This is a genomic window from Bradyrhizobium sp. LeoB3, assembly GCF_055456055.1.
In genome coordinates this window covers 598,456-622,075 of the sequence record NZ_JBVBEF010000001.1, presented here as the reverse complement: position 1 = coordinate 622,075, position 23,620 = coordinate 598,456, and the positions used below count along the sequence as shown (strand labels likewise).

Here is a 23,620-nt window from a genome sequence, read left to right as displayed (position 1 = left end):
TGTGGTCCTACCCCCGTGCTTTTTGTTGCACGGGACCCACGGGTGCAACCAGCACCCGGCTTTCCCTGCGCCCTCTGGCGATTGAGAGGGTGAAACGAGACGCAAAGCTCGGACGCAACGTGCCGCGAGAATGCGAACTTGTATCCCTCACGAATTCCTCCGTCATGCCCCGCGAAGGCGGGGCATCCAGTATCCGGCGACGTCTCGGCTCAGGCACTGCCGCCGCTGGAATACTGGATCGTCCGGTCAAGCCGGACGATGACAGCGGAGCGCTGTTTGACATTTGAATCCGAACCTCGCCCCACGTCGTCCCGGGCTTGACCCGGGACCCGCTCCGCTGCAACCGCTTGCTCGCGCAACAATCCCTCCCTGTGGTTATGGGTCCCCGCCTTCGCGGGGACGACACCGGTGCGAGGCGCGAGAGAATCCGTAAAGTGAGCAAAACCCTCACGACATCAGGCTTGCGATCCAGCCACTCTTCTCGCCGGCTTCCGGCGGTGCCGCATCCGTCGTCCCGCCCGCTGCAGCGGCGAAGCGCGTGAAGAATTCGCCGGCGAGCTTCTTGGCCGTGGAATCGATCAGCCGCGAGCCGAGCTGCGCGAGCTTGCCGCCGATCTGCGCGTCGACCTCGTAATGCAGCACGGTGACCTCGGCGCTTTCCGCCTCCAGCCGCACCGTCGCGCCGCCTCTGGCGAAGCCGGCGACGCCGCCGGAGCCTTCGCCCGAGATGCGATAACTGTTCGGTGGATCGAGATCGGACAGCGTCACCTTGCCGCCGAACGACGCCTTCACCGGTCCGACCTTGATGACGACGGTCGCGGTCATCTCGGTTGGCGACGTCATCTCAAGGCGCTCGCAGCCGGGAATGCACTGCTTGAGCACCGCGGGATCGTTCAGCATCGCCCACACCCTTTCCTTCGATGCGGGGATACGCTGGCTGTCGTTCATCTGCATGAGTAGGTCCTCAATGATATCAGGCGGAAACCGGCAAGCGCTGGCCGCGCCGCCGCTCGATCGTGATCTCGGCCAGGATTGACATCGCGATCTCCTCCGGCGTGATGGCGCCGAGGTCGAGGCCGGCCGGAGCCTTGACGCGGTCAACCAGCGAAGCGTCCACGCCCTCGCCGATCAGCTTGGCGCGCAGCGAAGCCATCTTGCGTCGACTGCCGACGAAAGCGTGATAGCAGGCATCGATCGCGACCGCCGTGCGCAAGGCGGCTTCATCGCCCTTTCCCTGCGTCGACACCACGATGAAGCGCTTCGCGTCATTCAGTTTGCCCAACTGGAAGCCGTCGATCCGCTCGTCGGCATCGGGCACCGCGGCAACATCGGCGGCGGGCGCGGCGAGCGTGACGTGATAGCCGAGCGTCCGCGCCTGCGCGGCCAGCGACAGCGCCACCGGGCTCGCGCCAAGGATGATGAGCGAGGGATGCGGCAATACCGGCTCGACGAAAATATCCATCGTACCTTGGCTGGGGCACATGTTGCTGGCAAAGCGGATGCCGCCGCGGCTCTCGCCGGCCTTGACGCCGAGCTCGGCGAGCAGGTCCTGCGGCTGCACCGACACCATCCGCGGCACGCCATCGGCGAGCGCCTCACGCGCTGCCTTCAGTACTGCACTGCGCGCGCAGCCGCCGCCGATCCACCCCGCAACGATGGTGCCGTCAGGCGCGATGATTGCCTTCGCGCCGGCCTTCGCCGCCGTTACCGAGACCGTGCGCACCACGGTGGCCAGCACGAAAGCCCGTTCGGCCGACTTCATCTGCGCGACCAAGTCCATGACTTCGACATGAGCGGTCATAGGAAGACTCCTTCAGAGCTTCGCCAGATACGGCTCGAGCGCGCGCAGGCTCTGCAGCGTATTGGCGGGTGCATAGAGATCGACATGCGGCAGCGCCGCCTTGATGCCGAACGCCTCCGGCGCATAACCCTCCCAAGCCATCATCGGGTTGAGCCAGACGATGCGGCGGCAACGTCGTGCAAGCTGTGCCATCTCGCGGCCGAGCAGCGCCGCATCGCCGGTCTCATAGCCATCGGACACGATCATCACGCAACTGCGCGAATGAATGACGCGCGCAGCGTGCCAGCGGTTGAAGGTCTGCAGGCTCTCGCCGATCCGGGTCCCACCGCCCGCGCCCTGCGCCATGATCGAGAGCCGGTCGAGCGCGCGGCCGGCGTCCTTCTCCTTCATGGCGTCAGAGACGTAAGCCAGACGAGTATGAAACAGGAATGCCTCGGCCTCGCGGAATTCGTCGAGCACGCCGTGGATGAAGCGCAGGAACACGCTGGTGTACATGCTCATTGAACCCGACGCATCCAAGAGCACGATCAGCCGCAGCGGCTTGTCCTTGCGCTGCCGCTCCACCAGGCTGATCGGCACGCCGCCATGATTGATATTGCGGTGGATGGTGCGGCGCAGATCGAGCCGATAGCCGTGCCGCCGCGCAAGATCCCGCCGCGTCAATCGCGTACGCATGACCTTGGCGAGTTGCGCTGCAGCCTCATGCGCCTGCGCAACCTGGTCGGGATCGGCGAGCTTGCGGAAATCGACCTCGGCGAGATTTTCCGCCCGCGAAGCGCCTTCCATCCGTCCCTCACCGCTACGTCCTTCGGGCACATCGTCGGACGACGGCACTTGGTCAGTCGCGGATTGGCCACCGCCCGGCGCAGGTTGGCGCTCCTGCAGGCGCTTGAGCGATGGACTGTTCGCCGCCTGCCCCGATGCCATGGTCCGCGACCGCGAGCGCACGCGTTTGCCGAGCCAGAACGCATCGAACAGCCCCTCGAATTTCTCCCAATCCGACTTCCGCGCCGAGAACAGATGCTTGAACGCCGACCGCAACAATCCTGGCCGCGCCGCATAGCCTTCGGCCATCAGCGCCGCGGCATCGCGGCCCTCGGCAAGGCCGATGCGAAAGCCGTTGTCGCGCAGCGTGCGGAGAAAGGCTGCAAGCCGACCCGAGACCAGCCGCGAGACCTCGTCGATCTCCTCAAAGCCCGGATTGGTGCCACAGCAGCTCATGCGACCTTCCCTAGCAGGCGCTGCGTCACCTCAGGTGCGAAGCGGGCGCGATCCTCATGAGTCTTCAGCAGGCAGATCAACGTCTCATGCACCGTCTCCGGCGCATCATTGAGATCGCGGATATCGAGGCCGACCAGCGCCGCGGCCCAATCCAGCGTCTCGGCGACGCCGGGGACCTTGCGCAGATCCTCCTTGCGGATCGCCTCCACCATGCGCGCGATCTGCAGTGCCAGCGACGGGCTCACATGCGTAATTCGCGCCAGGATGATCCGCGTCTCGCGATCGACATCGGGGTAGTCGACATAATGATAGAGACAGCGTCGCCGCAACGCATCCGAAAGCTCGCGCGTGCCGTTGGACGTCAGCACGACATGCGGGATCGTCACGGCGGAGACGGTTCCGAGCTCGGGGATCGAGACCTGAAAGTCCGACAGCAGTTCGAGCAGGAACGCCTCGAACTCGTCGTCGGCGCGGTCGATCTCGTCGATCAGCAGCACCGGCGCCTGCGCGCGGCGGATCGCAGCGAGCAGCGGCCGTTCGAGAAGATACTTCTCGGAGAAGATCCGGTCCTCGACGGCATCGGCATCCTCGCCATGATGCGCCTGGATCGCCAGGAGCTGCCGCTGGTAGTTCCATTCGTAGAGCGCGGCCGACTGGTCGAGCCCCTCATAGCATTGCAGGCGGATCAGCTCGGTCGAATACGCCTGCGCCAGCGCTTTCGCGACCTCGGTCTTGCCGACGCCCGCCTCGCCTTCCAGCAGCAGCGGACGCCGCAGCAATCGCATCAGGGAGATCGCGGTCGCCAGCTCCGCATCGGCGATGTAACCCGATGCGGCCAGCGCTTGCGCGATCTCCTCACGTCCTTTCATCTAGGCAACCGCTCCGAGAGTCTTCGCCGCCTTCCAGTTGCGCCAGAAGTCATGCGGCATCTGGATGTGGGTCGAGCCGAGGAACGAGAAGGCATCGTTAACGGCGTTGGAGAACGCCGGCACGCCGCCGACATTCGGGCTCTCGCCGACGCCCTTGGCACCGATCGGATGATGCGGCGACGGCGTCACCGTGAAGTCGGTCTCCCAATGCGGCGTCTCCACCATGGTCGGCATGAAGAAGTCCATGAACGAGCCAGTCACGACATTGCCAGTGTCGTCGTAGCGGATCTCCTGGCCCATCGCGATCGCGAAGGCTTCGGTGAGCCCGCCATGCACCTGGCCCTCGATGATCATCGGGTTGATCCGCGTGCCGCAATCGTCGAGCGCATAGAAGCGTCGGACCTTGTAGACGCCGGTATCGACATCGATGTCCATCACGCAGAGATAAGCACCGAACGGATAGGTCATGTTGGGCGGATCGTAATAGCTCACCGCCTCCAGCCCCGGCTCCATGCCCGGCGGCACGGAGTTGTAGGCGGCCCAGCAGATATCCTTCATCGACATGAACTTCTCCGGCAACCCCTTGACGCGGAAGCCGTCGATATCGAACTCGAGATCATCTTCATGGACTTCGAGCTTGTAGGCCGCGATCATCTGCGCCTTCGCCTTGATCTTGCGCGCCGCCATCGCGATCGCAGCGCCTGCGACCGGCGTCGAGCGCGAGCCGTAGGTGCCGAGCCCGTATGGCGCGGTGTCGGTGTTACCCTCCTCGACCATGATGTTGTCGGCGGGAATACCGATCTCGGTGGCGATGATCTGAGCCCATGTGGTCTCGTGCCCTTGGCCCTGGCTCTTGGTCCCCATGCGCGCGATGCCCGCACCGGTCGGGTGCATGCGGATCTCGCAGGAGTCGAACATCGCGATGCCCAGGATATCGCAGTTCTTCGACGGGCCGGCGCCGACGATTTCGGTGAAGAAGGAGACGCCGAGCCCCATGATCTCGCGGGTCTCGCCGCGCTTGAAGGCCGCGCGCTTGTCCGCCTGCTCCTTGCGGAGCGCGGCGTAGTCGGTTGTCTCCATCATCTTGCGCATGGCGGTGTGATAGTCGCCGGAGTCGTACTCCCAGCCGAGCGCCGAGTGATAAGGAAACTGCTCCGGCTTGATGAAATTCTTCAGCCGCAGCTCAGCAGGGTCCATGCCGAGCTTCTGCGCCAGAATGTCCATCGCGCGCTCGATGCAATAGGCGGCTTCGGTGACGCGGAAGGAGCAGCGATAGGCGACGCCGCCCGGCGCCTTGTTGGTGTAGACGCCGTCGACCGTCAGATGCGCGGTCGGGAAATCATAGGAGCCGGTGACAATGTTGAAGAAACCGGCGGGCCATTTCGACGGGTCGGCGCAGGCATCGAACGCGCCGTGATCGGCGAGCACATGGACGCGAAGGCCGGTGACCTTGCCCTCCTTGGTCGCGGCGATCTCGGTCGTCATGTGATAGTCGCGCGCAAAGGACGTTGCGGTCAAATTCTCGATCCGGTCTTCGACCCACTTCACCGGCTTGCCGGTGACGATGGAAGCGACCGCCGCACAGATATAGCCGGGATAGGCGCCGACCTTGTTGCCGAAGCCGCCGCCGATGTCAGGCGCGATCACGTGGATCTTCTGCTCCGGCAGCTTGGCGATCAGCGACACCACGGTGCGGATCACATGCGGGGCCTGGAAGGTGCCCCAGATCGTCAGCTCGCCCTTGACCTTGTCGAAGGAGCACACGCACTGGCAGGTCTCGAGCGGCGACGGATGAGTACGGTGATAGGAAATCATCTCCTTGATCGTGACCTCGGCCTTTCGGAACGCCGCATCGGTCAGGTCCTTGTCGCCGACCGTCCACTCGAAGATGTGGTTGTGATGCTTGCGCGGCCCATGCGCGCCCGTGGTCTTGCCGGCGAGGTCCTCGCGCAGCACTGGCGCATTATGGTCCATCGCCTTGAACGGATCGACCAGCGGCGGGAGCGGCTCGTATTCGACCTCGACCTTGTTGATGCCATCGTCGGCGGCGTAGCGGTCGGTCGCGACCACGAAGGCCACCTCCTGGTTCTGGAACAGCACCTTGCCGTCGGCCAGCACCATCTGCACGTCGCCGGCGAGCGTCGGCATCCAGGCGAGATTGACGGTCTTCAGCGTCTCGGCGGTGATCACCGCGAGCACGCCCGGTACCTTCAGGGCCTCTTCAGTCTTGATCGCCTTGACGCGTGCATGTGCGTGCGGCGAGCGGACGAAATCGCCATGCAGCATGCCCGGCAGCTTGACGTCGTCGACATAGTTGCCCTTGCCTTGCGTGAAGCGGATGTCCTCGACACGCTTGCGCTTGCAGCCCATGCCTTCGAGCGCGGCGGTGCGTTGTTCCCGCGTGGGAGTCATGTCGTTCATTCCGCGGCCTCCTTGAATTCGACATTGTTGAGCTTGGCGGCGGCATACTGGATCGCCCGAACGATGTTCTGGTACCCGGTACAGCGGCAGAGATTGCCTGACATGCCCATGCGGATGTCCTGCTCGCTCGGCGACGGATTTTCCTGTAACAGCCGGTGCGCGCGCATGATCATGCCGGGCGTGCAGAAGCCGCATTGCAGGCCGTGCATCATGCGGAAACCTTCCTGCAGCGCCGAGAGCGAGCCGTCGGGGTTGGCCATCCCTTCGACGGTGGTGATCTCGGAGCCGTCGGCCTGCACGGCGAACACCGTGCAGCTCTTCACCGACATGCCGTCGAGATCGACGGTGCAGGCGCCGCAATGGGTGGTCTCGCAGCCGACATGGGTGCCGGTGAGCTGCAGATTCTCGCGAATGAAGTGCACGAGCAGCGTCCGCGGCTCGACCAGCCCTTCGACCTCCGCGCCGTTCACTTTCATGGTCACATGCGTCTTTGCCATCTGTTCTCTCCCTCTATGCCGCACGGCCAGCGGCGCGCTGCAGCGCGCGCATCACCATGATGCCGCCGACATGCTTGCGGTATTCGACCGGACCTCGGGCGTCGGCCGCCGGCGCCATGATCGCTTCCGCGGCGGACGCGGCTTGCTTCAGTGTGGCCGCATCGAGATTGCTGCCGATCACGGCGTTGGCAGCGTCCGTCGCGAGCAGCGGCGTCTCGTGCAGATTGGTCAGCCCGATCGCGCAGGTCGCGACCTTGCCGCCTGCCATGGTCAGCACGACGGCTGCGGCAGCGGTGGCGTAATCGCCAACCTTGCGCTTCAGCTTCTCGTAGGCATAGCCGTGACCGGCCGGCGGCACCGGAATGGAGATCGATGTCAGGATTTCGCCGGGCTCGAGCGCGGTGAAATAGGCGCCCTGATAGAATTCGCTCGCCGCGACCTCGCGCTCACCACCGGGTCCGCTCAGGCGGAAATTTGCGCCGAGCACGATCATCAACGCCGGCATGTCGTTCCCGGGATCGCCATTGGCGACATTGCCGCCGATGGTGCCGAGGTAGCGCACCTGGGGATCGGCGATCAGGGCTGCCGCCTCCTGCAGGATGGGCAGAGATTGCCGGATGTCCCCGGACGCCAGCAGCTCGTGCTGGGTGGTCATTGCCCCGATCACGATCGTGTCGCCGTCGCGGCTGATGCCCTTGAGATCAGCGACGCCGTGAAGATCAACCAGATGAGTGGGCGTGGCGAGCCGCAGCTTCATCATCGGCACCAGGCTGTGCCCGCCGGCCAGTGGCCGGGCGTCGTCGCCCAGATCGGCCAGCAATTTGACCGCGCCGGCCAGGGTAGCCGGCCGGTGATAGCTGAAAGGTCCCGGGATCATCGTTTCCTCCAATCGTCCTTTGGCGCCGGTCGGGCGCGTGGACGTTGGCAGGACGGTCTCTCCGGTTTTTCCCGACCGCAATCGTTCGGGCACGGAATGGGGTTTTTCGCACGAAATGCGGATTGCAGGACACGAATTGCGTCAACCGCAGCGACCTATTGGCCGGAGCCGGGCCTAGGCATGGCGACGGCTGAGACCGAGTCGCGCCTTGACCTCGGCGATCTTGGCGCGGCTGACGGGGACGCGATGCGGCGAAGTGCCGTCGAGCTCGATGATCGCGCCATCGCCCTCCCTGCGGACGAAGGCCACATGCGGGATCGCGACGATGTGGCTGCGATGCACCCGCATGAACAGAGCGGGATCGAGCTGCGCCTCGGCCTCGGAGATCGACCACGGACACATCCGCTCCCGAGTCCCGTCATGCACCCGGGTATAATGCGCATCGGCCCGGACGCTGCGCACGTCAGCGATATCTATAAAGTGTGTGCCGTCGGCGCCTTCCACCGGCAGCCGCGGCGCGGGCGCCGAACGGGGCGGCCGGCCGACACCGCCGAGCGGCGCCACGCTCAGCCGCGGTGCAACAGCGGCAGCCGCGACCGTTTCGGGCACGAGCGCATCGGCAGGCAACGCGACCTCGCCGGCCATCGCCGGAACCAGATTCTGGCGGCGCGGATCCGGCACCAGCGACAGCAGGAAGCCAGCCGCGATCACGAAGCAGAGCACGGCAACGATGATCGAAAGGATTTGTTGCGACGCAGCAAGTCCGCCGCCGAGATGCTGATGCGTCCCCGCCGCAAGCGGTGCGAAATGCATCCCCGCCATCGCCGTATAATGCATGCCGGAGACGGCGACACCGAAGGCAATCGAGCTGACAACCAGTCGAAAGCCTTCCTGCTGCGCGAGGAAGGCGCGCAGGCCGCCATAGGCCGTCACCATCGCGACGATCACCGACAACAGGACGAATGCGTCGTCGTGCTCGATCGTGAAATGACCGGACAGACCGTGGATGCCGACATAATGCATGCTGGCGATCCCTGCGCCGAGCAACACGGCGGACGAGGCCACGCGCCTGAGCGACGGCTCGCCGATGCTGACGAAGAACAGGGAGATGCCGACCACCAGCGCGCAGATCAGAAAGGAGATGATCGTGGGCAGGACCAGATAGACGGTGTCGGGCGGCAGCGGGGCCGCCAGCATGCCGACGAAATGCATGGTCCAGATGCCGACAGCCAGAAACGCGGCGGCGCCCGCGAGCAGGATGCGGTTGCTGCCTCCCGGCGTGCCGCGAATCCGCGCCGCCAGGCTGAAGCCCGTATATCCACCCAGGATCGCGATCGCCACCGACAGCGCGACGAGATAGGGATCGTGTCCTTCGAACATGATCGTCTCGGCCGCCCGTCTCCACGGGCTGGCCCCTCCCTAGCCTCCCTACATAACCGGACAGTCAGAGACAGTCTACCGCTGCAGCAACGCCCTGTTCCCTTCGCAGATGCGATGTCATCTCGAAAAGCCTATGGTTGCGCGTGCACGTTCAATTGCGAAAGACATCGTCACGAACGTTGTCATTTGGTAACCAAGTAACAGTTGGCCGCACACAAGGAGACGAACCCATGGAAAAGGTCGCGCCGTTCGGGGCCGCCATCCTCATCCTGCTTCTGACGATTCCGCCAAGCCATGCCGGTCCCTGCGAGGACTCGATCGCGCGCCTTCAAGCCCAGGCCGATGCCGCGATCGAGAAACGCGCCGGCGCCGGGGGTTGGCAGAAGGAGAGTCTCGACGCGACGCGCAACTACCAGCCGACGCCGCGATCGATCGCTGCCACCGAAGGCAAATATGGGCGGCGTCTCCAACGCGTGCTCAATGCGCTCAATCTTGCCCGCGCCGCCGATCGCGCAGGGGATGCCGCGCAATGCAACGCCCAAGTCGACAAGGCCACACGTGCGCTCGCGGCGGCGCGATGAGCCGTCACAGGTGGCCGCACGGCGTGCGGCTGCCAAATGAGCGTAGCCGGAGGCCTAGCCGTTAACGGAGCGCGCGTTTCGCCACTGAGCCGGCGTGCTTCCCGCGATCCGCTTGAACACCGTGGTGAAATGAGCCTGGGTCTGGAATCCGACGCTCAGGGCAACCTCGACGATCGTCATCGTCGTGTGCCGAAGCAGTTCGTCGGCGCGGCGGATGCGCTTTCGCAGCAGATATTCGTGCGGCCGAAGGCCAGTCGCGATCCGGAATTGCGAAGCAAAATGCATCCGGCTCAATCCCGCAACGACCGCCAGATTCGAGAGCGTGATCTTCTTCGACAGATGGCTGTCGACATATTCGGCGACACGCTTCAGCCGCCACTTCTGCAATCCCCCGACCGGTCGCTCGGCAGGAACCGTCGTGACAGCTCGATCATTGACGAATGACCCGTTCTCGGCCTGCAACCCAAGCAACCTGATCGCCACGGCGAGCCGCAGCGCATCGGCGCGAATTCCGGCATGGCGGTCATAGGCCTGCCCGGTGTCCGCGAGCGCATCCGACAGGCATTTGATGACGGGATCCTTGAGCCGTTCGATCGCAGCCTTGTGCTGGAGGAGATCGAGGCTGCCGGCGGCGTTCAGCAGCGCGTCGCGCTCAGCGGCATTCCCCTCCGCATGACCCTGTGCTGCGATCGCGAGCACGAGGTGCAGGCGTTCAAAGGCAAGCGCCATCCTGTCATCGATGACAGGACGGCCGGGCAGCAGCCCCGCCTGCGTCGGCTCATTGACACGTTCGGCTGCGGCTGTCTTGCGGCGATATGGTGTTTCATGGACAGTCGCGTGAACCGGCAGACCATCGTTGAAGTGAACGTTGTCATCTCGTCGAAGCTGAATCTGCGGCATGGTACCATCTCTCTGTCGCCATGGTGACCGTACGCCGGAAGGCCTGTACACGTTACCAATCGAGAGATCACTCTTCCTTGAGCGCCTCTCCTCGGAGCGGCTGCATTCCGACTTGTGCCTTGGAGAATATCTAGCACCGCCGCTCGCTCCATTCTACGGGCGTTTTCACGTACGTATATTGTGGAGCTAAGGCGATCATACCTTGGTATCTGCTGCGTGCGTTCGACGGGTAGGGCGTGCGTTCTTGAAATACCGTCGCGGAAGGCGGGAAGTAACTTTTCGGAGAGCTTAACCTCCGGAGAGCCGTCCTATGACAGGTCCGCTTCGGTCGAGGCGAAACCAGCTTTCGCGCACGTCCGGACGACGATCCCTAATCGCCGCACTCGCTGCTTGCATTTCGCTGTGGCTCGCCGTCGAATCGATTTCGCTCGAACCCGCGACCGCGCAGGCAGCGACGCTTGGCGTGCAGCCATTTCCGAACCTCGCCTCGCCGCTCGGTTCGGCAACGGGTTCCGCCATCCGGCCGGCAGGCATTCCGCTGGGGTCCACCGAACTTGCAACACCCGGCACGAGTCCGGTGCTGCCGCAATCCGGCGCCGCCATGAGTTTCGGAAACGAAAACTGTTTCACCGCCAGCAAACCGAGAGCGGTTTTCGATGGCGGCGGGCTGTCGGGACATTCCTCGGCCGGCTGCGGCGCGCACGGCACGACGAGCATCGTGCGTCCCATGACGTCGACATCGTCATCCGTGGGACCGATCGGAGTTCCCTTGGGCTCGACTGAACTGGGCAGTGCGGGTCTCAGTCCGGCGCTGTCGTTCCCGTCACCTGCGTCATCGCCAGTAGGTTCTTCGCCTCCGGCCGAAGCGCTGCCTTGTCCGGCCGATGGCACCACAACAACGACGGCGGCACCAGGCGGCTGTTGAGACAAACACATTTACGAGGCATGCCGTGAAGCGAAAGATCGCGATCGCAGTGGCCGCTCTGCTCGTGGTGCTGGCGGGCGGCGGGTTCTGGTACATCAAGCGCCCGCTGACGTCAGAGCAAGCCGCCGCAGTGCCGGAGCCGGCGGCGATCCCGGTGATCGCGACGACCGTCACCAGCAGCAATGTCCCGATCTATCTGACCGGCGTCGGCACGGTGATCGCCTACAATACAGACCTGGTGCGCAGCCAAATCCAGGGACAGATCACGCAAATCACCTTTGTCGAAGGACAAACCGTCAAGGCCGGCGATCTGTTGGCGCAAATCGATCCGCGGCCTTATCAGGCGGAGATCGAGCAACTGACCGCCAACCTCGCCCGCGACAATGCGCAGCTCGAGAACGCACAGGCCAATCTGTCGCGGTACACCCAGCTCGGTAACAAGGGCTATGCCACCCCGCAACTGATCCAGACCCAGCAGGCGCAGGTGGCGCAGTTGCAGAGCGCGGTGAAGGCGGATCAGGCCCAGATCGACGAGGCCAAGATCCAGCTCAGCTACACGCGCTTGACCTCGCCAATTCCCGGCGTGACCGGCGTGCGCCAGATCGACGTCGGCAACATCATTCACCCGACCGATCCGAACGGCCTCGTGGTCGTCACCCAGATCGAACCGATTTCACTGATCTTCACGCTGCCGGAAAGCTATCTGCCGCGAATCCAAGAGGAGATGGCCAAGGGTCCGCTGAAGGTGATCGCCTACAGTCAGGACAACAAGATCAAGCTGGATGAAGGCAAGCTGCTCCTCGTCGACAACGAGATCGTGCAGACGACCGGCAGCATCCAGCTCAAGGCCGAATTCCCGAACGCCGCGCATCGGCTCTGGCCCGGCCAGCTCGTCAACGTCAACCTGCTGCTTGAAACCCGCAAAGACGGGCTGACCATCGCCGCTTCCGCGGTCCAGCAAGGCCAGAACGGCTCCTATGTCTACGTGGTGACGCCGGATGGGACCGCGCAGTTGCGCTCCGTGAAGGTCGGCCAGATCAGCCAGGGACAGGCACTGATCGATGACGGCCTCAAGGCCAATGAGACCGTCGTGGTCGATGGCCAATACAGATTGCAGCAGGGCAGCCGCGTCAAGGAATTGCACGGCAAGGCCGCAACCGAAGCCGATCTGCAAAGCTCGGTGCAGAAGGCTATTCCATGAACCTCTCGGCACCTTTCATCGCCCGGCCGATCGCGACCGTCCTCTTGATGGCCGGGCTATTGCTGTGTGGACTTGCCGCCTATCCGCTGTTGCCGGTCGGCGCACTGCCGAACGTCAACTACCCGACGATCCAGATCTCGGCGCAATTGCCCGGCGCCGACCCGCAGACGATCGCATCTTCTGTCGCGACGCCCCTCGAGCAGCAATTGAGCCAGATCCCCGGCGTCACCCAACTGACGTCATCGAGCGCGCTCGGCGTGGCCCAGGTAGTCGTCCAGTTCGAGCTCTCGCGCACTGTCGACAGCGCCGCCGTCGACGTGCTCTCGGCGATCAATGCCGCAAGCCCCTATCTGCCGCAGAATATTCCCTACCCACCAACGATCCGGAAAGTGAATCCGGCCGAGACGCCGATCATGCTGATCGCGCTGACCTCGGAATCGCTGCCGATGACCACGGTCGATGCCTATGCCGAGAACATCCTGCTGCCGAAGATCTCCCAGATTCCCGGCGTCGGCCTGGTCGGCATCGGCGGTCAGCAGAAGCCCGCCATCCGCATTCAGGTCAATCCGCAGGCGCTCGCCGCAAGGGGAATAAGCCTTGAGGATGTCCGCACCGTCATCGCCGGCGCCAATGTCGATCTGCCGAAGGGAACGCTCAACAGCCCGCGCGTGACCTACACGCTCAACACCAACGATCAGTTACTCAATCCCGCCGCCTATGACGAGTTGATCATCGCCTATCGCAACGGCTCTCCGGTGCGGATTCGGGATATCGGCAAGGCGATCGAGGCTCCGGAAAACGACCTGCTGGCCGGGTGGTATGACAAGCAGCCGGCGATCATCCTCGCGGTCCAGCGCGTGCCCGGCGCCAATGTCATCGAGACCGTGGACCGCATCAAGAAGCTATTGCCGACGCTTCAGGCATCCATTCCGCCCGCGATCAAGGTGACGATCGCGGCCGATCGCACCACCACCATCCGCGCCGCCGTCGCCGACGTCCAGTTCACGCTGATGCTGACGGTAGCTCTGGTCGTGATGGTGATCTTTCTGTTCCTGCGGAACCTCTGGGCCACCGTGATTCCGGCGGTCACCGTCCCGCTATCGCTGATCGGCACCTTCGCGGTGCTCTACGTGCTCGGCTACAGCCTCGACAATCTGTCGCTGATGGCGCTGTCGATCGCGGTCGGCTTCGTCGTCGACGATGCCGTCGTCGTCATCGAGAACATCGTGCGTCATCTCGAGAAAGGCCTCACGCCGATGCAGGCCGCGCTGAAGGGTTCAGCCGAGATCGGCTTCACGATCGTCTCCATCACGCTATCGCTGATCGCAGTGTTCATCCCGCTGTTCCTGATGGGCGGCTATGTCGGCAAATTGTTCCAGGAATTCGCGATCACGATCACGGCTTCGCTGTTGCTGTCGCTCGTGATCTCGCTGACGCTGACCCCGATGATGTGCTCGCGGCTCCTGAAGGACGACAGCCACAAGAAACATGGCAGGATTTATCTTGCCTTCGAGTGGGGTTTCGATTCCCTGCTCGCGCTTTATGCCCGCGGCCTGAAGGTCGTGCTGCGCCATCGGTTCGTTACGTTGATGGTGATGCTGAGTACGATCGCGCTGACGGGATTTCTCTACGTCGTCATTCCGAAAGGCTTCTTCCCGCAGGAAGACACCGGCCAGATCGTCGGCATCACCGAAGCCGCGCAGGACATCTCGTTCCCGGCGATGTCGGAGCGGCAGCAGGTGCTGGTCGACACGCTGCTGAAGGACCCCGCCATCGATTCGGTGGCGAGCTATATCGGGCCGGGCGGCCCGACCGCGACGCTCAATCAGGGCCGCATCTTCATCATGCTGAAGCCCAAGCCACAGCGCAAGGCGAGCGCGGACGAGATCATCAATCGGCTGAGGCCGCAGCTCGCGCACATCCAGGGCATCACCCTCTACATGCAGGCCGCGCAGGACATCACCATCGGCGCGCGGCTGTCGAAGACCCAATATCAGTACACGTTGACCGACGCGGATTCGAACGAGCTGACGCATTGGTCGGCCATCTTCCTAGAACGGATCAGGAGCCTGCCGTTCATCACCGACGTCGCCAGCGATCAGGCGAACGCCGGTCCGATGCTGGACGTCACCGTCAATCGCGAGATAGCGTCGAGCTTCGGCATCCTTCCCTCCGCCATCGACAACACGCTGGATGACGCCTTCGGCCAGCGCATCGTCTCGACCATGTTCACCGCGCTGAACCAGTATCACGTCGTGATGGAGGTCTATCCGAGCTTCCAGTACGGGCCCGAGGCGCTGAAGGACATCTACGTGAATTCCGCGAGCGGCCAGCAGGTCCCGCTCAGCCAGCTCGTCAAGAGCGAGATCAAGCCGGCGCCGATCTTGATCAACCATCAGAGCATGTTCCCGTCGGTCACCATCTCTTTCAACCTCAAGCCCGGCGCGTCGCTCGGCGAGGCGGTGGCCGGCATTCAGAATATCGAAAAGGAAACCGGCAAGCCGGCCTCGCTCGCGACGTCGTTCCAGGGCAACGCGCAAGCCTTCCAGTCGTCGCTGTCGGGCACCCCGCTGTTGATCGGCGTGGCGCTGATCGTCATCTACATTATTCTGGGCGTGCTCTATGAGAGCTTCATCCATCCGATCACGATCCTATCGACGCTGCCTTCGGCGGGCATCGGTGCGCTATTGCTGCTGATGGCCGTGCGCATGGATCTCACCGTCATTGCCATCATCGGCATCATCCTCCTGATCGGCATCGTCAAGAAGAACGGCATCATGCTGGTCGACTTCGCGCTCGAGGTCGAGCGCAATGAGGGCTTGAGCCCGGAAGAGGCGATCTATCGGTCCTGCACCATGCGGTTCCGGCCGATCCTGATGACGACCATGGCGGCGCTGCTCGGCGGCGTGCCGCTGATGGTCGGAACCGGCACCGGGTCGGAGCTGCGCCAGCCGCTCGGCTACACCATCGTCGGCGGCCTGATGCTGTCGCAGGTCCTGACCCTGTACACCACCCCGGTGGTCTATCTCTATCTCGACAGGCTGGGCAAATGGCTCGGCAGTATCGGCAAGCGTCCCGCCGAGAAAGTGGTTGCGGCAGCCGCAGAATAAGGAAGTGGATATGGATGCACGTGAACTCTTGAAGCTCGACATGACCGCGGAAACGATGATCATCGTGACGCCGGAACTGACGGTCGGACATTTCGTTCCGGGCATGCCGCGGGTCTATGCGACGCCGATGATGATCCTGCACATGGAGATCGCCGCAGGTGCCGCCATCTCAGCGGCGCTGCCGAAGGGATTTGTCAGCGTCGGCATGGAGGTGAACGTCCGCCATCTCGCGGCAACTCCGATCGGCCAGACCGTACGCGCGACCGCCCGCGTCACCGAGCTCGATTCCAGGCACATCCTGTTCGCCGTCGAAGCCTGGAACGAGGAGCGCAAGATCGGCGAAGGCACCCACCGCCGCGGCATCGTCAACGTCGCAGAATTCGAGAAGCGGTTCGGCGTGAATGAGAATGCGGCTGCGTGAGTCCTCTTTAGCGGAGCACGAGACCAGATCTCGGGACCTCCACCTCGCCCCCGCTTGCGGGGAGAGGTCGGAATTCAAGCGAAGCTTGAATTCCGGGTGAGGGGGAGCCTCCGCGAGTGCAACTCGCACCGTATCCGTGGAAGCAGCCCCTCACCCTACCCTCTCCCCGCAAGAACGGGGAGAGGGAGGAGAGAGCGGGCCCGCTTAGTTCTGCTCCCTCACCGAGCGCACGATCCGCACCGGAATGCCCTTGGACGACGGGGTGAAGCTCATGGGATCATGCGCATAGAGCGGCACCAGCGGATTGGTCTCGGGATAATAGGCGGCGCAGCAGCCGTTCGGGAAGGAATAGCCGACCACGCGGAAATTGTGCACGCTGCGCTCCATTCCGTCGGTCGAGAGCGTGACGAGATCGACCCGGTCGCCGTCCGCAAGGCCGCGCTTCTTCATTTCCGCCTCGTTCAGGAACACCACGTCGCGCTGACCGTACACGCCGCGATAGCGGTCGGACATCGAATAGAGCGTCGTGTTGTACTGATCATGGCTGCGGATGGTGCTCAGCCAGAGCATCTCCGGATCGCTTTCACAGCTATCTTCGCCCAATCCTTCGAACAGCAGGAAATTGGCTTTTCCCGACGGCGTCATCCAGATGCGCTCGCGCGCCGTCGAGGTGAGATGGAAGCCGCCGGGCACGCGGATGCGGGCGTTGTAGCCTTGGAAGATCGGGAACACGTCCTCGATCGCATCGCGAATGCGGTCGTAGTCGGCGACTAAGGCCTCCCAATCCACCACGCTGCGGTTGCCGAGGGTGGCGCGTGCGATTCCGGCGATGATCGCCGGCTCGCTCAGGAGATGCTCGGAGGCTGGCTTGTTGCGGCCGCCGGAGGCATGAACCATCGACATCGAATCCTCGACCGTGATCGATTGCGGTCCGGTCGCCTGGATGTCGATCTCGGTGCGCCCGAGGCACGGCAGGATCAGCGCATCGCGCCCATGGATCAGATGACTGCGGTTGAGCTTGGTCGAGACATGGACCGTGAGATCCAGATTGCGCAACGCGGCCTGCGTCTGCTGCCAGTCCGGTATCGCCGCGGCGAAATTGCCGCCCATGGCGACGAACACCTTCACCTCGCCGCGCAGCATCGCCTCGAGCGCCGTCACCACGTTGTGGCCGTGCGCGGGTGGCGGCTTGAAGCCGAAGCGATGCTCCCGCCGATCGAGGAATTCCTTGGTCGGCACTTCGGTGATGCCGACGGTGCGATCGCCCTGCACATTCGAGTGGCCGCGCACCGGACAAAGGCCTGCGCCCTCGCGTCCGATGTGGCCGCGCAGGAGCGCGAGATTGGCAAGCTGCTGCACATTGCAGGCGCCGCGCTTGTGCTGGGTGATGCCCATGCCATAGACGATGATCGCGCGCTCGGCCTTCATATAGACGTGGGCGGCATGCTCCAGATCCTCGCGCGAGAGACCGGACTGCCGCTCGATATCAGGCCATTGCGCCGCCTTCAGGTCCGCGATGAATGCCTCGATGCCGGCTGTATGGCCACGGATGAAATCCCAATCGAGGATCTCGGGCTTGTCGCTTGCGCGCGCAGCCTCATCTTCCTCGACCATCACCTTCATGATGCCTTTGAGCGCGGCAATGTCGCCGCCGACGCGTACCTGGTAGAGCGGCGAGCTGATCTTGGTGGCCGAAAAGGTCGCCATCTCGATCGGATTCTGCGGATACTGGAAGCGCTCCAGCGCCCGCTCGCGGAACGGATTGAAGGAGATGATCGCGGCCCCCCGACGCGACGCCTTCCACAGGCTCGTCATCATGCGCGGGCTGTTGGTGCCGGGATTCTGGCCGAAGATGAAGATGCAGTCCGCCTTGTCGAAGTCGTCGAGCAGCACGGTGCCCTTCCCCACCCCGAGCGACTGCGGCAGGCCGACACTGGTCGCCTCGTGGCACATGTTCGAACAATCAGGAAAATTGTTGGTGCCGTATTCGCGGGCGAAAAGCTGATAGAGGAACGCGGCTTCGTTCGACGTGCGACCCGAGGTGTAGAACTCCGCCATATTAGGGTCGGGCAGTGCGTTGAGGTGGCGGCCGATGATCGCGAAGGCATCATCCCAGCTTACCGGACGGTAATGATCGGACGTCCTGTCATAGACCATCGGATGGGTGAGCCGACCGACCATTTCGAGATCGTAATCGCTCCAGCCGGACAACTCGGTGACGGAGTGCTCGGCGAAGAACTCCGGCGTGCAGCGCTTCGCCGTCGCTTCCCACGCAACTGCCTTGGCGCCGTTCTCGCAGAACTCGAACGACGACGTATGCTTCGGATCAGGCCAGGCGCAGCCCGGACAGTCGAATCCTTCGGGCTGGTTCATCCGGCTCAGCGTCGTCGCGCCCTTGATCGGAACGCGCTGCTCGATCAGATGCTCGCTCAACGCCTTGAGCGCTCCCCATCCGCCGGCCGGCTGATGATAGGGACGGATGGATTTGCGAACGGTCATCGGCAAAGGCCTTTTTTAGAATGCCAGGGTCGGTTGAGTAAAGGAGAGCTGTCCAACCGATGTCTTTCCAAAACGAGGCGGGATTTGCACAATCGCACCGCTCGCCGCGTGAGAAGCTAGCACGTCGTGCTCACGCAACTGCGCGTCATCTGTCATCGCGGCAGTGCGTTCCAGAAAAAGCGTGTCATTACGGAAGCAAAACCAACAGCGCCTGCCTAGGTCTTGATGAACGGGCCGCTGATGAGCGGATCTGTGCCGGTTCGATCATCTCTTTCTGGAGTCTCAGCTCATGTTCTCGCGACGAGATTTTATGGCAGCGTCGGCTGTCGGAGCCGCAATGACCGCATCCGCGCATGCGGCAAGCTTCGGTAATCCGGACGAGCCGCCTCAGGGCGCCATCAACGCCAAGTCGCCTGGAAGTCTGACCGATCCCGGTCCGCAGAATCCAGCCATTGCAAAACAGTTTCCATCCGCATTCACTCCGCCCGCGACCGACGTTGGCGGCCTGCCTACGACCTGGGCGTCCTTCAACAATGCACCGAGACGCATTCAGAACGGCGGCTGGGCGCGGCAGGTCACGGTCGACGATTTCGCGATCTCGAAGGAAATATCCGGCGTGAACATGCGCCTCGCCGCCGGCGGCATTCGCGAGCTGCATTGGCATCAGGCCGTCGAGTGGGCCATTATGACCTATGGCACCTGCCGCGTGACTGTTCTCGATGCAGAGGGGCGTCCTTATGTCGGCGACCTCAAGGCGGGCGACCTCTGGTATTTTCCGGCCGGCACGCCACACTCGCTGCAGGGCCTCGGACCCGACGGCTGCGAGTTCGTGATCTGCTTCGATGACGGCCACGCCGACGAGTTCAATACGCTGCTGCTGTCGGATTGGATTGCCCACACGCCGCCCGAAGTGCTCGCCAAGAACTTCGGAGTTCCGGTCGAAAGCTTCGCGAACATTCCGCTGCACAACCTCTGGATATTCCAGGGCACCGTGCCAGGCGACCTCGCCGGCGACCGCGCCGCGATGAGCAGGAACGCAGAGATGCCGCCGCATCCCTTCATCTTCTCGCTCGAAGGCTCGCGCCCGCTCAAGCAGTCCGAGGCCGGCACCATTCACGTTGCCGACAGCACCAACTTCAATGTCGCAACGACCGTGGCCTCGGCGCTGGTCACCCTCAAGCCGGGCGCGGTCCGCGAGATGCACTGGCATCCGAACGCCGACGAGTGGCAATACTACATCAAGGGCAAGGCCCGGATGACGGTGTTCAACACCGGCCCCAATGCGCTGACAATGGACTTCAACGCGGGCGACATCGGTTACATCAAGAAGAACTACGGGCACTATGTCGAGAACGTCGGTGACACCGACCTGCAATTCGTCGGCGTGTTCCGCGCCCCTCGCTACGAGGAAGTCTCGCTGACGAACTGGCTCACGCATACGCCGCCCAAGCTGGTAGCGCAGCATCTCAACATCGACGAAGCGATGATTGCCAAGTGGCCCGACAACAGTCCGGGTATCATGCCGAAGGCATGAACCTGGGTATCATGCCCAAGGCATGAACCTGGGTATCTTGCCGAAGGCATGATCGCAGTCGGGCGGACTCATTGCGCCCGTCCGACATCCTCATGGAGCGGCAGGGTGAACTGGAAGGTCGCGCCCGGCCCGGCATTGCGGGATGCAGACAACTTTCCGCCATGGGCCTCAACGATCGAGCGGCAGATCGACAATCCCAAGCCAAGGCCGGCCGACTTGGTGGTGAAGAACGCATTGAACAGCCGCTCGGCGTTCTCGTCGGAAAAGCCGACGCCGCAGTCCGCCATGATCAGGATGGCCTGATCGGCATCGAAACTGCGCTGCGATCGGATCAGCAATTCGCGCGGCCGATCCGTAACCGGCTGCATCGCCTCGATGCCATTCATCACCAGGTTCATGACGACCTGCTGCAATTGAACCCGGTCGGCGCGGACGATCAGCGGATCGGTCGCAAGCTCCGTACGCAGCGTGATCTGCTTGCTCGTGAGCTCGCGCCGCATCAGCACGCGGGCCTCGTTGACGACCTCGTTGATGTCGAGAAGCGCCCGCTCCGTATCGGTCTTGCGCGCCAGCGCCCTAACGCGCCCGATCACGTCGGCCGCGCGGCTGACATCCTTGACGATCCATTCCACCGAGCGCCGCGCATGCTCCATGCCTGCCGCGCCGCGGTCGAGCCAGCGCAGGCAAGCCTCTCCGTTTGACATGATCGCGGCCAGCGGCTGGTTCACCTCGTGGGCGATCGAGGACGTCAACTCGCCGAGCGTGATTACGCGCGTCGCGTGCGCGAGGTCCGCCTGCGCGTCGTTGAGTGCGGCCTCGGCCTGCTTGGCGGCGGTGACATCGGTCACCGCGCCGATGTACTCGATGCCATCAGGACCGTTCTTCACGGCATGGGCCAAAGTGCGAATATGCTTTAGCGCGCCATTCGGCATCACCAGCCTGGCTTCGTGACCGAAATCCACGCCATTCTGCGAGGCCTCGTCGAGCAATTGCTGCACGAAATCCCGATCTTCGGGATGCATGCGCTGCAGAACGAACTCCAGTGTCGGCGTTGTGGCCGGATCGCATTCGAAGATCCGAAACGTCTCCTCCGACCAGCTGATCTCGCCGGTCGCCACCTTCCAGCCGAAACTGCCGGTGCGGCTCAGCCGCTGCGCTTCGGCCAGGTACATTTCGCTCCGCAGCAGCCGGGCCTCGGTCCGCTTCTGCGCTTCGAGCGCACCCAACAGGTCGCGGCGGGAAAGCTCGAGCGATCGCGTCGCCTTTCGCTGTGCTGAAGCGATCCAGTTGACGAACAGCGCCGTGATCAAGAACAAAGTCACTCGCGGGATCTGATGAACATCGATCTCGAACGAACCAATCGGTGTCGCCACGAAATACTCGAACGCCAAACCTGCAAGCGCAGTCGACACCAAGCCGGGGCCGAGGCCACCAAACCAGGCCGCAAACATGATCGCGCAGAGGAACAGCGAGACGTACGGTTCGATGTTCAGGTACTCGACCGCGGCCTTGGAGGCGATTAGAGCTGCAGCGACCGACAAGATCGCAACCGCATAACGGGAGAACGTCGCCCAGGGCGTCTGATCGAAATCGGTCAGTCCCAAGCGCCAATCTGAAGATGGCCGCGGGGCATCGACGGACAAAGCGGGCGCACCTGTTTCGCTGCTACGCTGGCCCGGATACATGCCAAATGCTCCTTGTGCCGCCCGATCATGAAATCCCTGCTTACGGTCGCGCAAGCGTTCTTCCAACTCAAGACTCGTTCTTCCAACTCAAGAGCCGTTGAATTTCCGTGTAGCAGGAGTGGACGAGCCGTGAACGGCGGCCGCGATGCGGTTTTGGTGATCATCGGGACCCGTCCCGTCTGGCGACCGACCGGGGTCGGAAAAACCCGCCTGCCGAAGAATTCAGATCTTGACAGTCGGACCTTGCCCATCACGCCCCTGCAGGGCCTGTTCAAGGTTTTGAATGAGATTGTCGGTCTCGAACGGCTTGGTCAAGAGACAGACTGCACCGGCACTTGCGGCGTGGGCGGACACGGCCGCCTCGGGAAAAGCCGTGATAAAGATGAAAGGTATCTCGTTGCCGCGGGCGCGCAGGCGAAGCAGGAGCTCGACGCCGTTAGTGCCGGGCATATTGACGTCGGCGATCACGCAGGCGGTCTGGTCGAGCACGCCGGACTGCAGAAATTCGTCAGCCGACCCAAACGCGAGAACGCCATAACCAAAAGACCTCAGCAGATTGTCGGTCGCGGTACGGACGGACGCATCGTCGTCGATGATGGAGATCATCGGTGTTGTCGGCAAGATCGCTGTCCTTTTGGGGAAACGGGGAATAAGGATCCGCTAGCGCGCGATGACTTTTCCTCGAATCGTCAGCCCGCCTAGATTCTTGTCCGGCACACGATCTGCCGCGCAAACGTTCCCCATTTGTCGCGCGGAAAAGCCGGCACCGCTTCCCCGGATCGCACGCTCGTAACGTTAAAATGCGCTCTATCAAGATACCGGGGAATCATACTTAGGTTTCTCGCCCACAGCTATCGGCGGCGAATTCCGATCATTTCGGCCATCCTGACCAGATCGGCGAGCGATTTTGCGCCCATCTTCTTCATGACGCGCCCGCGATGGATTTTGACGGTGATCTCGGCAACCCCGATCTGCGCCGCAATCTGCTTGTTCATGAGGCCCGCAGCCACCAAAGCCAGCACTTCGCGTTCACGGTCGGTCAGGGTCTCGAAATGTTCTCGCAAGCCCGTAACGGCTTTCTCAGCCTCGCGCCTTTCGCGATCGCGCTTGATCGCGGTCATCACGGAATCGAGCATATCCTGATCGCGGAACGGCTTGGTCAGGAAGTCGATCGCCCCGCCCTTCATGGCGCGGACGCTCATCGGAATGTCGCCGTGACCGGTCATGAAGATGATGGGAATGTGGACGTCGGCCCTGGCCAATTCGAGCTGGAGGTCGAGCCCGCTCAACCCGGGCAGCCGGATGTCCAGCACCAGGCAACTCGCGACATCAGGCAACTTGCTGTGCAGCAATTCCGCGGCGGAGCCGAACTCCTGCACCTCCAGGCCCACCGATTGGAACAGGTTGGCAAGCGCCCGTCGTACGCTCTCGTCATCGTCGACGACGAAGACAACTGACTCCTGGCCCGTCGTCAGGTCGTGAGGCGACGCAAACGGATTCATGCGCCATCTCCGCATGCAATGGCCGAATGAGAACTCCAGCGGACGGCAGCAGACGGATGTTTCGGATTCAAAACTGATTTTCCGGGTATCCCTGACCTCTGACGTTAGAACACATCAGCGGAACCTCCGCAATTCTACGGGGGTGCCGGGAATAGGACGCAACCATGCTCCCGCGGCGCTGCTGCTATGCCTGCGA

Annotated in this window: 19 protein-coding genes; 5 read left to right on the top strand and 14 right to left on the bottom strand. The window is 63.2% G+C overall.

The features are described 5' to 3' along the window. Positions 1-447 precede the first annotated feature (447 nt). The 8 genes from ACZXDY_RS02790 to ACZXDY_RS02755 all read right to left on the bottom strand — a co-directional run bounded on the left by ACZXDY_RS02790 (position 448) and on the right by ACZXDY_RS02755 (position 9,066). Positions 448-954, bottom strand: a complete 507-nt coding sequence (locus ACZXDY_RS02790) for an SRPBCC family protein (RefSeq protein ID WP_464344376.1) — start codon at positions 952-954, stop codon at positions 448-450. Between the two features lie 19 nt (positions 955-973). Next, on the bottom strand, positions 974-1,801 hold the full coding sequence (locus ACZXDY_RS02785; protein ID WP_028162165.1) for an XdhC family protein: 828 nt from the start codon (positions 1,799-1,801) through the stop codon (positions 974-976). 12 nt (positions 1,802-1,813) lie between these two features. After that, positions 1,814-3,022 carry a vWA domain-containing protein gene (locus tag ACZXDY_RS02780; RefSeq protein ID WP_464344375.1) on the bottom strand — a complete coding sequence of 403 codons (1,209 nt, stop codon included), beginning with the start codon at positions 3,020-3,022 and terminating at the stop codon, positions 1,814-1,816. Further along, positions 3,019-3,891: an AAA family ATPase gene (locus ACZXDY_RS02775; RefSeq protein WP_464344374.1), complete on the bottom strand. Its 873-nt coding sequence runs from the start codon at positions 3,889-3,891 to the stop codon at positions 3,019-3,021. Before ACZXDY_RS02775 ends, ACZXDY_RS02780 begins: the two co-directional genes overlap by 4 nt. Continuing rightward, positions 3,892-6,312 carry an aerobic carbon-monoxide dehydrogenase large subunit gene (locus ACZXDY_RS02770; protein ID WP_464344373.1) on the bottom strand — a complete coding sequence of 807 codons (2,421 nt, stop codon included), beginning with the start codon at positions 6,310-6,312 and terminating at the stop codon, positions 3,892-3,894. It lies immediately after the preceding gene. Continuing rightward, on the bottom strand, positions 6,309-6,809 hold the full coding sequence (locus ACZXDY_RS02765) for a (2Fe-2S)-binding protein (protein ID WP_028162161.1): 501 nt from the start codon (positions 6,807-6,809) through the stop codon (positions 6,309-6,311). The genes ACZXDY_RS02770 and ACZXDY_RS02765 overlap by 4 nt, the downstream gene beginning before the upstream one ends. 13 nt (positions 6,810-6,822) lie before the next feature. Continuing rightward, positions 6,823-7,686 carry an FAD binding domain-containing protein gene (locus ACZXDY_RS02760; RefSeq protein ID WP_464344372.1) on the bottom strand — a complete coding sequence of 288 codons (864 nt, stop codon included), beginning with the start codon at positions 7,684-7,686 and terminating at the stop codon, positions 6,823-6,825. A gap of 174 nt (positions 7,687-7,860) precedes the next feature. Next, positions 7,861-9,066: an MHYT domain-containing protein gene (locus ACZXDY_RS02755; protein WP_464344371.1), complete on the bottom strand. Its 1,206-nt coding sequence runs from the start codon at positions 9,064-9,066 to the stop codon at positions 7,861-7,863. Positions 9,067-9,296: 230 nt separating this feature from the next. Between ACZXDY_RS02755 and ACZXDY_RS02750 the strand changes: the two genes are divergently transcribed. Continuing rightward, a complete protein-coding gene (locus ACZXDY_RS02750; RefSeq protein ID WP_028162158.1) occupies positions 9,297-9,647 on the top strand; it encodes a hypothetical protein in 351 nt (116 codons plus the stop codon). A gap of 54 nt (positions 9,648-9,701) precedes the next feature. Here the strand turns inward: ACZXDY_RS02750 and ACZXDY_RS02745 are convergent, their stop codons facing one another. Next, positions 9,702-10,547: a helix-turn-helix transcriptional regulator gene (locus ACZXDY_RS02745; protein WP_464344370.1), complete on the bottom strand. Its 846-nt coding sequence runs from the start codon at positions 10,545-10,547 to the stop codon at positions 9,702-9,704. Positions 10,548-10,835: 288 nt separating this feature from the next. Next, on the bottom strand, positions 10,836-11,264 hold the full coding sequence (locus ACZXDY_RS02740; RefSeq protein WP_464344369.1) for a hypothetical protein: 429 nt from the start codon (positions 11,262-11,264) through the stop codon (positions 10,836-10,838). 233 nt (positions 11,265-11,497) lie between these two features. On the opposite strand from ACZXDY_RS02740, the gene ACZXDY_RS02735 reads away from it, so the two are divergent. The 3 genes from ACZXDY_RS02735 to ACZXDY_RS02725 are packed head-to-tail and all read left to right on the top strand — an operon-like array spanning position 11,498 to position 16,204. Then, positions 11,498-12,673, top strand: coding sequence for an efflux RND transporter periplasmic adaptor subunit (locus ACZXDY_RS02735; protein WP_464344368.1), 1,176 nt, complete (start codon positions 11,498-11,500; stop codon positions 12,671-12,673). Further along, complete coding sequence (locus ACZXDY_RS02730; RefSeq protein ID WP_464344367.1) at positions 12,670-15,783, top strand: multidrug efflux RND transporter permease subunit; 3,114 nt, start codon at positions 12,670-12,672, stop codon at positions 15,781-15,783. The genes ACZXDY_RS02735 and ACZXDY_RS02730 overlap by 4 nt, the downstream gene beginning before the upstream one ends. 10 nt (positions 15,784-15,793) lie before the next feature. After that, the gene (locus ACZXDY_RS02725) at positions 15,794-16,204 is read left to right on the top strand and encodes a thioesterase family protein (RefSeq protein WP_028162156.1); all 411 of its coding nucleotides are present in this window, start codon (positions 15,794-15,796) and stop codon (positions 16,202-16,204) included. Positions 16,205-16,408: 204 nt separating this feature from the next. Here ACZXDY_RS02725 and ACZXDY_RS02720 read toward each other — a convergent pair whose 3' ends face one another. Next, positions 16,409-18,703: an FdhF/YdeP family oxidoreductase gene (locus tag ACZXDY_RS02720; RefSeq protein ID WP_464344366.1), complete on the bottom strand. Its 2,295-nt coding sequence runs from the start codon at positions 18,701-18,703 to the stop codon at positions 16,409-16,411. 289 nt (positions 18,704-18,992) lie between these two features. Between ACZXDY_RS02720 and ACZXDY_RS02715 the strand changes: the two genes are divergently transcribed. Then, positions 18,993-20,237, top strand: a complete 1,245-nt coding sequence (locus ACZXDY_RS02715; protein ID WP_464344365.1) for an oxalate decarboxylase family bicupin — start codon at positions 18,993-18,995, stop codon at positions 20,235-20,237. 68 nt (positions 20,238-20,305) lie between these two features. Here ACZXDY_RS02715 and ACZXDY_RS02710 read toward each other — a convergent pair whose 3' ends face one another. The 3 genes from ACZXDY_RS02710 to ACZXDY_RS02700 form a co-directional block, all read right to left on the bottom strand. Then, positions 20,306-21,841 carry an ATP-binding protein gene (locus tag ACZXDY_RS02710; protein WP_464344364.1) on the bottom strand — a complete coding sequence of 512 codons (1,536 nt, stop codon included), beginning with the start codon at positions 21,839-21,841 and terminating at the stop codon, positions 20,306-20,308. A gap of 303 nt (positions 21,842-22,144) precedes the next feature. Then, positions 22,145-22,543: a response regulator transcription factor gene (locus tag ACZXDY_RS02705; RefSeq protein WP_028162153.1), complete on the bottom strand. Its 399-nt coding sequence runs from the start codon at positions 22,541-22,543 to the stop codon at positions 22,145-22,147. A gap of 230 nt (positions 22,544-22,773) precedes the next feature. Then, a complete protein-coding gene (locus ACZXDY_RS02700) occupies positions 22,774-23,424 on the bottom strand; it encodes a response regulator transcription factor (RefSeq protein ID WP_028162152.1) in 651 nt (216 codons plus the stop codon). Positions 23,425-23,620: the final 196 nt, after the last annotated feature.